General features: G+C 55.3%; 10 protein-coding genes. 7 read left to right on the top strand and 3 right to left on the bottom strand.

The features are described 5' to 3' along the window. Positions 1-120 precede the first annotated feature (120 nt). A complete protein-coding gene (locus IGS51_RS15785; protein ID WP_297079652.1) occupies positions 121-2883 on the bottom strand; it encodes a PAS domain S-box protein in 2763 nt (920 codons plus the stop codon). Positions 2884-3282: 399 nt separating this feature from the next. Here IGS51_RS15785 and IGS51_RS15780 point away from each other — a divergent pair, with 399 nt between their 5' ends. The 6 genes from IGS51_RS15780 (at position 3283) to IGS51_RS15755 (ending at position 10189) form a co-directional block, all read left to right on the top strand. Further along, a complete protein-coding gene (locus IGS51_RS15780; RefSeq protein ID WP_367279358.1) occupies positions 3283-5160 on the top strand; it encodes an ABC transporter ATP-binding protein in 1878 nt (625 codons plus the stop codon). Positions 5161-5337: 177 nt separating this feature from the next. Beyond that, complete coding sequence (locus IGS51_RS15775) at positions 5338-5709, top strand: thioredoxin domain-containing protein (protein ID WP_297079650.1); 372 nt, start codon at positions 5338-5340, stop codon at positions 5707-5709. Beyond that, complete coding sequence (locus tag IGS51_RS15770) at positions 5706-6311, top strand: Crp/Fnr family transcriptional regulator (protein WP_297079648.1); 606 nt, start codon at positions 5706-5708, stop codon at positions 6309-6311. Before IGS51_RS15775 ends, IGS51_RS15770 begins: the two co-directional genes overlap by 4 nt. 129 nt (positions 6312-6440) lie before the next feature. Next, complete coding sequence (locus IGS51_RS15765; protein ID WP_297079646.1) at positions 6441-7712, top strand: GAF domain-containing sensor histidine kinase; 1272 nt, start codon at positions 6441-6443, stop codon at positions 7710-7712. A 159-nt stretch (positions 7713-7871) separates the two neighbouring features. Next, entirely contained in the window at positions 7872-9152 is a 1281-nt protein-coding gene (locus tag IGS51_RS15760) for a hypothetical protein (RefSeq protein WP_297079644.1), read from the top strand. A 44-nt stretch (positions 9153-9196) separates the two neighbouring features. Next, positions 9197-10189 (top strand): pentapeptide repeat-containing protein, encoded by a 993-nt coding sequence (locus IGS51_RS15755; protein ID WP_297079642.1) that lies wholly within the window; start codon positions 9197-9199, stop codon positions 10187-10189. A gap of 107 nt (positions 10190-10296) precedes the next feature. Here IGS51_RS15755 and IGS51_RS15750 read toward each other — a convergent pair whose 3' ends face one another. Next, entirely contained in the window at positions 10297-11022 is a 726-nt protein-coding gene (locus tag IGS51_RS15750; RefSeq protein ID WP_068513509.1) for a hypothetical protein, read from the bottom strand. Between the two features lie 388 nt (positions 11023-11410). Between IGS51_RS15750 and IGS51_RS15745 the strand changes: the two genes are divergently transcribed. After that, the gene (locus IGS51_RS15745) at positions 11411-11932 is read left to right on the top strand and encodes a GNAT family N-acetyltransferase (protein ID WP_068513512.1); all 522 of its coding nucleotides are present in this window, start codon (positions 11411-11413) and stop codon (positions 11930-11932) included. Positions 11933-12024: 92 nt separating this feature from the next. Here IGS51_RS15745 and IGS51_RS15740 read toward each other — a convergent pair whose 3' ends face one another. Then, positions 12025-12477, bottom strand: a complete 453-nt coding sequence (locus tag IGS51_RS15740) for a DUF4332 domain-containing protein (protein ID WP_297079639.1) — start codon at positions 12475-12477, stop codon at positions 12025-12027. Positions 12478-12873: the final 396 nt, after the last annotated feature.

Below are 12873 nucleotides of genomic sequence, written 5' to 3'. Positions count from 1 at the left end.
TGTGGGTAAAAGTGCATTCTGCAAGAAAGAACGAAGAACGAAGAACGAAGAACGAGGACCCTTTCGTCCCTCGTCCCTCGTCCCTCTTCTTTTTTCTTTTTTCTCTCTTCTCTCTTCCTTCTACCCCCCCTCCCTCTCCTGCCGAGTCGGAATTTCAATCCGAAACATTGCGCCTTGACCTGGTTCAGACCTGCATTCCAGAGTACCGCCGTGGCGCTCGGTGACGATCTGGTAGCTGATAGACATCCCCAGTCCCGTGCCTTTGCCAACAGGCTTGGTGGTAAAGAAGGGGTCGAACAGGCGCTTCTGAACCGATTCGGGGATGCCAGGGCCGTTGTCAATCAGGTAAATGGCAACGCGATCGGGCACGATGTATTCCGTGCGGATGGTGATGGTGGGCGAATCGAGGCGATTCCCGCAGAGATCGCTTTGCGAATTGCCCCAGTTTCCTTGCTCCAGGGCCTCGTCGAGCGCGTCGATGGCGTTGCTGAGGATGTTCATAAACACCTGGTTCAGCGAACTGGCGTAGCACTCCACCTTGGGCAGCGAGCCATATTCCCGCACCACTTCGATGGCGGGCTGACCCGGCTTGCCCTTGAGCCGATTCTGCAAAATCATCAGCGTGTTGTCGATGCCCTCATGCAAATCGACAGCTTTGAATTCCGCCTCATCCATGCGCGAGAAGTTGCGGAGCGACATGACGATTTTCTGAATGCGCTCTGCCCCAACCCGCATAGACTTTAGCAGCTTGGGCATATCTTCTAGCAAGAAGTCCAGGTCGGTGTTGCTCAGCAAGTCTTGAATGGCAGGCACGGGGTCAGGATAGTGCTGTTGATAGAGGCGTACCACTTGCAGCAGGTCTTCGGTGTATTCGTTTGCATAGTTGAGATTGCCGTAGATGAAGTTCACCGGGTTGTTGATTTCGTGAGCCACGCCTGCCACCAGTTGCCCCAGTGATGACATTTTTTCGCTTTGAATCAGTTGCGATTGGGTGCGCTGGAGTTCCCAAAGTGTGTTTTGCAATTCGTCAGTTTGTTGGCGCAGTTGGGCTTCCGACTGCTGGAGGGCTTCTTCGGCAAACTTGCGATCGCTGATGTCAAAGCGAATAGCCAGATACTTTTGCACGCGCCCATCCTGGTCGAGCGCGGGCACGATGGTAGTAGATACCCAGTAAAAATGACCTGCTTTGGCGCGATTTTTCACCTCGCCGCGCCACACCTTGCCGCTGCGAATGGTCGCCCACATGTCCCGGAAAAACTCTGGTGGATGATAGCCAGAGTTGATGATGCGGTGGGTTTTGCCGATTAGCTCTGCCTCGCTGTAGCCCGAAATCTCGCAGAGTTTGTCGTTGACGTAGGTAATCACGCCCTGGGGATCGGTAACTGCGAGAATAGCGGCTTGATCCATCGCGAACTGGCGGAACTGGAGTTCCTTCAGCGTTTTCAGGAGGGAATGCTCGGCCCGTTCGCGGATAGAGACAGCCTTTTGCAGTTCATCGACGGTTTCCTGGAGTTCGGCGGTGCGCTCCTCCACGCGAAACTCTAGCTCTTCCTTGGCCTGGCGCAGGGCTTCTTCGGCGTGGTGGCGATCGCTCACCTCCATCGAGATGCCCGTCGTGCCGATGACCTGGCCTGCCTCGTCATACATCGGCGTTTTGGTTGTGCTAAACCAGCGTATGGTGCCGTCTGGCATGGGAAGCTGCTCTTCTAGCGAGAAGATCTGACCCGTGTTCATCACGGCCTGGTCTTCATCCTGGAACATTTGCGCCTTGTCGGTCGGCCAGAGATCAAAATCGGTCTTGCCAAGGAGGGCTTCTGGGGCAATCCCTACTGACTCGGCAAAGGCCTGGTTCACCACCACATGTCGCCCCTGGCAATCCTTTAGCCAGATGCGATGGGGAATGTTGTCCAGTACCGATTTGAACAGGTGTTTTTGGCGGCGCAGTTCTTCCTCGGCCTGCCTGCGATCGGTGACATCGCGAAATGTGCCGACGGCTTTGAGCGGGATGCCGTTTTCGTCGTGAATGGTGACACCGATATCGCGATACCAGCGGCATTCGCCCGTGCGGGTAAACATACGGTACTCCACGTCGTAGGGCGTTTGCCCTGTGGGGTCTTGGATGTGGGCTAGCAGGGCGGCGGTGACCCACTCAGCATCGTCGGGATGGATGCGATCGCTCCAACTGTCTACCCGGTCAGGAAACTCTGCGGCCGTCCGAAAGCCCAACAGTTCCCGAAACTTGGGCGACCACCAGACGGGATTATCGGGATGGTTCAGGTCGCCGTTGATCAGCCCAATTTCCCAAAGCCCTTCATTGGTTGCCTGGTTTGCAAGATCAAACCGGGCGATCGCCGCTTCCAGTTCTGCCTCTCGCCACTTCAGCGCGGTGATGTCTTGAATCGTGCAAACCAGATAGCAGTTGCCCAGCGCGTCCTGAATTCGCGTTTTCTTGGCCAGCACAATTTTGGTCGCGCCGGAGGCATCGGTCATCGACTCTTCGTGAACCTGCGCCTCGCCGCTTTGCAGCACCAGCCGATCCGCCGCTTGAAACTCCGCCGCCTCTGCGGGCAAAAATAGGTCTTGGTCGGATTTTCCCAGAATTTGCTCTCGCGTTAGCCCTGTAAGCTGGCAAAACGCATCGTTGAAATATAAATAGTGATGCCGATCGTCTTTGACGAAAATAGGGTCGGTGATGCCCTCCAGCACCGCGCTCAAAAATCCCTGGGCGCTGCCCAAGGCCGCTGCCACCGTGAGCGGATCGACCGTGCCAGTGGTACTGGTAGGGCGATCGCCAGCAAAGGAACGGTCAGATAACGATGATTCAGATTCAGATAGCGATGGTTCAGGCAGCAATTGAGAAGAAAGAGCCTCGTCTGGAGACATGGGTTCAATGAAGGTCAATAAACTGATTCGGTGAACGCTACAGCATTGTCTTGCAGGGTGAGGTCGCGCTGTCCTAAAAGGGCGGCTCTGAAAGGGCGGCTCTGAAAGGTAGAGGTGCATCACCTCCTGCGGATCTCACGAGCGTCAAAAACGCTGTAGATAGACATGAAACAGACACATCGCCCAATCGCTGGGAGTGGCGCTAGTAGCACCATTGATTGAGTCCAGGCACACTGAATTCTCCAAATGGAATAACCCAGCCAGAATTTCTAGTCAGAATTTCTAGCCAGAATTTCTAGCCAGACCGATTTCTCCATAGGATTCCCAATCTCTTTAATAAACAAAACTCTACAAACTACATCCGGTCGGAGGATGTGGAAATTTCGCAAAATCGCCACGATGAAAGCTCGTTTGATCTTTCCTCAGGTTTGCATTGTGCCTCCTCATCGCCGCTCTGCCGTCCGTCGAACTATCCCAGGCTCTTCCGGTTCTGTTCCTGCGCGCCACCCGCTCCAGCGACTCTTGGCCTATGCCAGGGTCTATCGCCGACAGATCTGGGCCGCCACGGTCTGTTCGCTGATGAACAAGCTGTGCGACCTAGCCCCACCCGCCCTAATTGGCATTGCGGTGGATGTGGTCGTGCAGCAGCAAGCTTCGGTGCTGGCGCGGTTTGGCGTGACCAGCGTGGCCGGGCAGTTGGGGCTGCTGACTGGCATCAGCGCGGTGATTTGGGCCTTTGAGTCGATTTTTGAATATGCCTATGCTCGGCTCTGGCGCAACCTAGCGCAGACTATTCAGCACGACCTGCGGCTGGATGTCTATAGCCACTTGCAATCCCTGGAGATGGAATATTTCGAGAGCAACAGCACGGGGCGGCTGATGTCGATTGTGAATGACGACATCAACCAGCTAGAGCGGTTTTTGGACTATGGCGCGAACGAAGTGCTGCAAGTGGCGGCGACCGTCGTGCTGATTGGCGGGGCGTACTTTATCCTGGCTCCGGGGGTGGCGTGGCTGGCGATGCTGCCGATGCCGTTTATCCTGTGGGGGTCGATCGCGTTTCAAAAGCTGCTGGCTCCGCGCTATGCCGCAGTGCGCGAACAGGCCAGCTTGCTGAATAGCCGCCTGTCGAATAATTTCAGCGGCATTCTCACGATCAAGAGCTTCACCACCGAAGATGATGAGCTAGATCGCATCCGCCAGGAGAGCGAAGCCTATCGCCACAGCAACGAGCGAGCGATCGCCCTCAGTTCGGCTTTTGTGCCGCTGATTCGGATTTTGATCTTGATTGGGTTTAGCGCGACGCTGTTTTTGGGTGGACTGGCGGTGGCGGGGGGCACGCTGTCGGTGGGCAGCTACAGCGTGCTGGTCTACCTAATTCAGCGATTGCTGTGGCCGCTGACGCGCCTGGGCGAAACGCTGGACCAATATCAGCGGGCGATGGCTTCGACGAATCGCGTGATGGATCTGCTGGATACGCCTGTGGCCAGTCCCCCTGGCTATCGTGCGCTGCCGACGAGCCAGGTGCGCGGCGAGATTGTGCTGCGGGATGTGACCTTTGCCTACCGCGATCGCCCGCCTGTGGTCGAGCATCTGTCGCTGGAGATTCCCGCTGGCAAAACGATTGCCATTGTCGGCTCGACGGGTTCTGGCAAAAGCACGCTGGTCAAGCTGCTGCTGCGGCTGTATGAAATTCAGGCGGGCAGCATCACGCTCGACGGCATCGACCTGCGAGAACTGCAACTGCGCGATCTGCGCCAGTCCATTGGGCTGGTGAGCCAGGATGTGTTTCTGTTTCACGGCAGCGTGTGGGACAACATCACCTACGGCACGCCCCACGCCGCGCCCGCCGAGGTGATCGCCGCCGCCAAAATTGCCGAAGCGCACGAGTTTATCGAGCAGTTGCCGCAGGGCTACGAAACGATCGTCGGTGAGCGCGGTCAGAAGCTCTCTGGCGGACAACGCCAGCGATTGGCGATCGCCCGCGCCGTGCTAAAAAATCCGCCCATCCTGATCCTCGATGAAGCCACCTCAGCCGTAGACAACGAAACCGAAGCCGCCATCCAGCGATCGCTCGAAAAGATTACCCAAAATCGAACCACTGTGGCGATCGCCCACCGCCTTTCCACCATCCGCAACGCCGACCGCATCTACGTGATGGAATACGGCAAGCTGGTGGAGCAGGGAACCCACGAATCACTGCTGGACGAGGGCGGCATCTATGCCAGCCTGTGGCGCGTCCAGGAAGGGCTGAGCCATACGCCCAAACGTGCGTGAAGTTTTTCCAACCTTTATGCGTAAATTCTCAACGACATTCATGAATTTCTAAGAGTTGCCTTAGCGAATTCCCAGCTTTTGCCTTCGACAGATTTTCATAATGGGGAATATCTAGAAATTGTGCTTAGCAACCTGGAAAAAATTTCCTCTGATATCTGCATCTGTGCAATAGGCAAAATGGCATCCCATACGCAGTGGATTACGCTCACCAGTGCTAGCTTTCGGCATGAGGTCTTGAATGCAAATACGCCAGTTCTTGTCGATTGCTGGGCAAGCTGGTGTACTGCATTTCATCAAATCAATCCTGTTGTGTGTGGAGTGGCGATTGATTTTTCAAAACACATTAAGTTTGGGCGACTTGATGTTGCGATCGCCCAAGACTGGGCAACTTGCTACAGAATTCGAGCAGTGCCGACGCTGCTGTTCTTCAAAGAAGGCCAGGTAATCGACCAAGTTGTGGGGGGACTTTCTGAAGCCGAGTTGAATCGTAGGCTGATCAGCTTGATTGCTCTCAGAACCGTCAGCAGGAGCCGCGTTTCCTGTCTATGAAACTCTCACAATTTCATCAACTGCCTGTCGAACTCCAGGCAGTAGCTTCGTTTTGCAACTTAGAAACTGGGCAAATTCTGTTTGATCGGGGCGAACCTGTCGAAGCTGTTTATAGTTTGGAATCGGGCTGTATTCAACTGCTCAACTATACCGAAGAAGGGCTGCAAATTAACCACTACAGCGTTCGACCGGGGGAAAGTTTTGCGGAGGTTGCGCTATTTCATGAGCGCTATGTTTGTACGGCGATCGCCAACCTGCCATCTCGAATATTAGTACTACCAAAATCTGCCTTTCTCAAAGCACTGAAAGCCCATCCTGATTTGGCTGAAACATTTATGGCGCAGCTTGCAAAGCGCTTGCATGAAAGCAAGATTTTGCTGGAATTGAGAAGTATTCGCTCAGCCCGACGACGAGTGCTGCACTACCTACAGCTCAACGTTCAGCCCGACGGCATTACCGTGAATCTTGATTTGCCGTTGAAAGATATTGCAGATGATTTGGGACTCACCCCCGAAGCCCTCTCACGCGCCCTAAAGCAGCTTCACAAAGAAGGGGTCATTGCTCGAAGGAAACAAAAGGTAACGCTAAATGGCGAAAGGTAACATTCCGTCAAGAATCATCCAAACTTGATCCTAATCAAGGTGGAGCCTGGGCGTAATTCCTAAACTTCAGGAAGTCTTAAGACTTTATTTAAGAATTTAAGACTTTGCCCCTTTGCTCAAGGCGTTGCTATGGATCTACAAGATTTCTATGCCTATAGGAATGACGGTCGGGTTTTAGAGTCTCTGGTTTCGTTGAGTTATCGCTCTGGCGATTTGCGTGGCTATTTACACGACGTTGCCCACGGCGTTAGCTGCTTGCTGCATTCTGACTGGTCGATTGTGACGATTTCTCAGGGCGAAATGGGTCACGTCATTGCCAACAGCTTTGAGCAAACAGCTATCGGTCAGCCTGTGTGTGAGCATCAAACTCTGGAAAATCAGATTCGCCAGACAGGGCGATCGCTCATTATCGAAAATGTTGAACAGATTGAGAATGGCGCGACAGCCGGGATGCTGCACTGCTGCCCGCCAGAGGATTATCGCTGCTATATCGGTGTCCCGTTGAGAACCGCGCAGGGTGAAATCAGCGGCACAATTTGCTCATTTTTTAGAGAGCCGCGACAGTTCACAGAAGCAGAAATTCACACTGTCGAAGTGTTTGCAGAACAGGCCGCCATTGCCATTGATAACTATCGCCTCTACCAGCAGCAAAAGCGGTTTAACGCACAATTGGCACAAGAAATTGAAGATCGCGCTCAAGAGCTAAGGATGGCTCAGGCAAGACTGGTCGAGCAGGAGCGGCTGGCGGCAATTGGTGAGTTGGCGGCGATGATTGTGCATGAAGTTAGAAACCCTTTAACTACGATTGTGATGGGGCTAAAACATGCCGCCAGTCGCCTTTCTGAAACCGCTTCCTATGAGCGGCTCCAGCTTTCTCTTAGCGAAGCAGACCGATTGCAGAAGCTGCTCAACGAAATCTTGCTGTATGCAAAGCCTCAAGTGTTGCAGCTTTCGAGAATCAATATTGGCGAGTTTTTGAATGGTGTGCTGAAACAAGTTCTCGAAATGCCGGAAGCCAGCGAACGGCATCTTGACCTGATCAACACAGTGCCCAGTCTGGAAATTTTGGGGGATAGAGACAAGCTTAAGCAGGTGTTTATCAACCTGTTTCGCAATGCCTATGAGGCGATCGCCCCCGGAGAAAGGGTGCGCTGCGAAATTAGTCGCTGGGCTGACTCAGAAGCCGTGAATATTCGGGTTCACAACTACGGAACGCCGATTCCAGAGGCAATTTTGCCAAAGCTAACGCAGCCGTTTTGCTCTACCAAGCCGAACGGCACTGGGCTGGGGCTGGCTATTGTCAAGCGGATTGTCTCCGATCACGGTGGAGAACTGCGGATTCAGTCTGTTGCGGCAACGGGCACCACGGTCGATGTGCAGCTTCCAATCGCCAAACTCTAAAGTCGATTCTTTATTTTGTGACAACCTCAAGACAGGTGGTTTTGCCCTGAGAAAGGGGTCGAATTTGGGCATTGCCTGACTTGATGTGCAGGTTGACTGTGACAGTTTTGCAAAGTCGTTATTTAATAGGAGATAAGCCGCGCATGAGGATGATAAACGGTGCGATCGCCCTTGGACGAGGTAGTACAAAACCTCTCGCAAGACCCCAATTTGCTTCGCATCAAGAAGTTGCTGATTTACGCCAGCCAGCAAACTTGGGAGCGAGATCTGCTCAAAATTCAGCAGGCAGACCTGTATCCGCTGGTGCAAGACCTGCGGGCACAGTATCCCACGCGCCAAATTCTAGAAGCGCACCTGACCGCCCTCGTCAATACGCTCAGTAAAGCCACAGAATATACCCTGGTGGCCAACGCCGCGCTCGGCCATCTAGAGCCGCTCTATCCGGCAAACGAGTCGCTGGCGATCGCCACGCGCCCCCAAGACTATCAGCAGGTTGCTGCCCAGTTTCAGCAAGATGCCAACAGCGCCCGCATCAAAAAGCTGCTCTTTGCAGCCTGCACCCAGACCTGGGAAAATGACCTCCAGGTCTTGGGCCAGCACTCCCTGGCCGAACTGGTGGAGCGACTCCACCGATTGACCGCTACGCCCCAGACCCTCGATGCCATCCTCACCAGCATCGTCCGCACGCTCAATCGCCAAACCGAATATACTCGCGTAGCCCAGACGATTATCTATGCCTTTGCGCCGCTCTACGGCGATATGCTGGAGGTCACCCAGGCTAATCTGGGGCCGTCCGCCTCGCCGCCTACTGATGAAACGCGCATACACAACTCGGTTGCGCCGCCCGCCAGTGCTACACGCTCTGTTGCTATAGACTCTACCGGCGCTGGAGCAGGAGAGTCTGTGGCTGCAAATCTCTCGTGTTCGCCTGTTGAAGCCTACCCGTCTACATCGTCCTCTCAGCCACGACTGACACTGGATGACTCGGCCTTGTGGAGCGATCTGCGGATGACGCTGATGAAATTCAGTAACCCACTGCGGGCAAAGCTGCTGCTGTATACGGTGTTATACGAACCCCTGCCGCCGGGTCTGCAAGCCTGGACGCACCTGAAAGGCTACGACCTGGACACAATGCTCAAGCAGTTGTGGCAACAGTATTCTTCGTTTGATGCGCTCAGTGCCGAGTTGGGAAAAGCCGCTGATTTACTGGCTGATCTGGAGTCTGCGGGCGATCGCCCTGCCGCCGCTCACGCCAACCCTTACCAGCCCGTGGCCAGCGCCCTCCTGCGAGCGTTTCAGCCGTTCTACCCCAGTTCATCTCTAGCGCAGACCGATTTGCCAGCAGCCTCAAACGGACACAGCATGGGCGATCGCCCCGCCTGCTCCACCCCCGCCAGCGACGACCCCACGGGCATCATCAGCCATCCCGAACTTAGCTAAAACCGCCCACAGTCCATCAAGTTCTAACTGCCACCCCTCCCTTCATGACCCCCCAGGAACTGCTCCAGCGCTATGCTCAACGCGAAACTCACTTCAGCGGCGAGAACCTGGCCGGAGCCTGTCTCAGCTACGCCGACCTGATCGGGATCGACCTCAGCCGCGCCGATTTGCGCCACGCCAACCTCGCTCTCGCCTATCTCAATCGGGCAAACCTCAGCAAAGCCACGCTCGATCACGCCACCCTCAGCGGCATAAACCTCAGTCAAGCCACGCTCACCGGAGCCAGCCTCAATGATGCCGATCTGCACGGCGCAATCCTGACCGGAGCCGACCTCCGCAGCGCAGCCCTGACCTTAGCAGATTTACTCGATGCCAACCTCAGCGATGCGGATTTGCGAAATACCGACCTGAGTGGCGCAAATCTAACGGGTGCTTGCCTGCGCGGAGCCAATCTGCGCGAAGAAAACCGTCGCTACACCGCCAACCTCCGCGGCGCAACACTCCGCAAAGCCGACCTGCGCGGCGCAAACCTGACGGGTGCAGACCTAGCACGGGTAGACCTGCGCGAAGCCGACCTCAGCGAAGCCACCCTCCGCAGCGCCACCCTCAGCGGGGCCGACCTCAGCGGCGCGAACCTGCGCGGAGCCTTCCTCACCGAAGCGGATCTGTCCCAGGCCTACCTGCGCTCTGCCAACCTGACCCATGCCAAGCTAGAACGTGCCATCCTCACCGAAGCCGACCTCCAGAATGCGGTCTTGCGAAGCGCCATTCTGCCCGATGCCCAAATGACCCGCGCCGAGCTACAGGACACAATTCTCGCCTTTGCCCAACTCAGCCGTGCCGACCTCAGCCGCGCCAACCTCCAGGGGGCAGACTTGCAGCACGCCCAACTCACCGATGCCTACCTGGCCAGAGCCAGCCTAGTCAATGCCAATCTCAGCAATGCAAACCTGGTGCGAGCAGAACTCAGCAGCACCGATCTGGCTGGTGCAATTCTCAAAGGCGCAACCCTGCCGGATGGATCAGACGGTTCGTAATCCAGGCTTTCCCAGACGTGACTCCTGGAGCATTACACGTTCAGGAATCCGTACAAGACTGCAAGAGTGGCAACCCAAAATCCCCAATCCCCAATCCAAAATCCACTCTAGAACCTTCGTCCCAAAAGCCGCTGCCGCACGCCGTCCGCAATTTTCTGCCCCAGGTACTCTGGAATCAGGTTCTCATTGGGCCCCAGCAGATACAGGATGAGCCGCGTCCGTCCGCGCCACACCAGTAGGTTTGCGTTAACCACCAGCAGGTCTTCCTGCCAGATCGCGTACATCACCTTATAGAACAGTCCCGGCTGGTTGTCTGCCTCAATCAGCAGCGCAGGCAGGTGAAACACTGGGTCCACATAAAACTCGGTTTCCACCTGTTCCAGACCAGCATCCAGGTTAAATTCGACCGCCAGCATCTCTTCTACTTCAAAGCGGCCGCCCAGCGCCTCTCGAATGGCCCGACAGACATTCTCTGCCGTCTTTTCGCTCAGCGCCTTGCCGCTCCGCGCCACTACCAGCTTGATAAACACCAGCATCGGCGGATAGATCTGGCCATACAGGCTGAGTCCGTGGATGGTTAGCCCATAGGCTGCCAGCACGCCAAAGATGTCGCTGAGCAAAAACGACTGGTTGCGGTAGGCAAAGTGCAAGGCGCTCTTATTGCCCTCTGGCTTGATTTCAATAACGGCCTGACGGCTTTTATAAAGCTGATAGGCCAGGCGCAGGTTTTGAAGCTGGATCTCACTGCTGACAAATTGCTCATAAAACTGTGGAAACGCCCGGTTAAAGCGTTTCAAAAGTTCCAGCGTCGTTGGTTTTAAGCCCGGAGCCATATCTGGGGAAAGCCCTTGTGTGCCCACATGATGGATTTTGAGTCGATTCCTGAGGCTCGACAGAACTGCTGACGGGGCATTCAGCCGTCTGAGGGTCAGGATGATCGCAATTTCGCCAGTAGGCGACGCAGTAATGCGCTTCTATCTTAGAAAACCCTAACTGTAGGTCAATCTCTCACAAATTGCACCCCTACATTCGGTGAATTTGCGACCGGGGACATCAAAATGTGGGGTCGATGTGGGGTCGAAACGTGGGATCGAAACGTAGAGTTGAAATTTGGGGTCGAAATTTGGGGTCGAAATGCAGCAGCCTTTTTGGGAACAAGAGAGGAACGCTATACTATGCTAATACTGCTGTCCCAATCTTTTGTCTAGGCTACGCACTCGCATGGGCTTCTGGAAAAGCTTATTCACTGCTTCTGATGCTGCCGCTGCGTCCAGACCGGCCCAACCTGAGGGACAGGTGGCACCCGTAATGACGACGACGAGCGGGTCTCGGATTTTTTTTAGCACCGATCGTGAGATTGACCTCTACGAGCTAGAGGAGTTGTGCGATGCGGTGGGCTGGTCGCGGCGACCGCTCCGCAAGGTCAAAAAGGCGATTCAGCACAGCTTTTTGGTGGTGTCGATGTGGGAGCAGCGGGGCGCTCAGCGACGACTCATTGGCTTTTCTCGCGCTACGTCCGACCATGCCTTTAACGCCACAATCTGGGATGTGGTGGTGCATCCTGATTTTCAGGGCAAGGGGCTGGGTAAGGCGCTGATGAAGCAGGTGATCAAAAAGCTCCGCAGCGAAGACATTAGCAATATCACCCTGTTCGCCGATCCGCATGTGGTGGAGTTTTATCGGCATCTGGGCTTTATGTCTGACCCGGAAGGGATTAAGGGAATGTTTTGGTATCCCGATTAAGTCTCGATAAGTCTTTGGAAGAGACACGGGAAGATTAGCGCTGGTGGCACTGTAGGAAGGGCTTTGAATGGCTTTAAGAAGCGGGCACAACTCTAGCGGCGGGACGGGCTAAGCTGACGCGCCTGCTCGACCCAGAGCGATACGTTGCCGAGCGGTGGGCAGAGATCTTGGCGCTGCATGGTGGCGATTTGCAGCCGCATGAGTTGGCGGTGGAGTTTGGGCAGTGGGGTGTCTGCAAGCTGCTGGACGGAAATGATTCCCGTGTGGAGCAGCAGCCCGCAGTAGGTACAGCCGACGGCAGGAATGCGGGCCAGGTCGCATAGGGCGGCCCATTTGTTGACGTATTTGGGATGAAGCTGGAGGTGCGCTGCCAGGTTGTGCCGCTGGGCGGGGGTCTGGGTGCGCTGCCAGAACGCTAGGGTGGTTTTGAAGCCTGCCCGATGGAGCAAGTCTAGGTTTTCGGCGCTGAGGCCGGGGAGTTGGGCGATCGCCCAGTTGCAGGAGCGAATGGGCTGGGGCAGGGTTTCGCGAGATTTGGGCGGCATTTTAGTCGGTTTGGTTGATCGTTTTGGTTGATCGTTCCGGGGCGTTGGGCGGGCGGGCGGTCAGATGCAGACTACGAGCAGTGGCATAGCGGGCGGCAGGCTCCAGATCCATCATGACATGGGCACAAGGCGTGAGGGAGGAATTCCTCTGGCAGGCTGGATTGTTGCAAAATTCCTAAGAATTGTGAGGAATTGACTACAAATGGCGGTTCTCCGGATCGCCAGAGGGCACGCTAAGCGGGTTAAACTGTATCTAAGGATACTTTCTACTCCTGGGTGCGCTTTTCTTTCGGTTTTCTGGTCTGGTTGCCTGCTGGATCAGGAGATCGCTGAGTTAGTTCGCCGTTTGCGTTTGTACCGTTTGCTCCTGGTTTAGACACCTATGAAACCGACTCA

The organism is Thermoleptolyngbya sp. M55_K2018_002, from assembly GCF_015295965.1.
GTDB lineage: Bacteria > Cyanobacteriota > Cyanobacteriia > Elainellales > Elainellaceae > Thermoleptolyngbya > Thermoleptolyngbya sichuanensis.
Note: the sequence above shows the minus strand (reverse complement) of the source record. Positions and strands in the feature narration are given on the sequence as shown.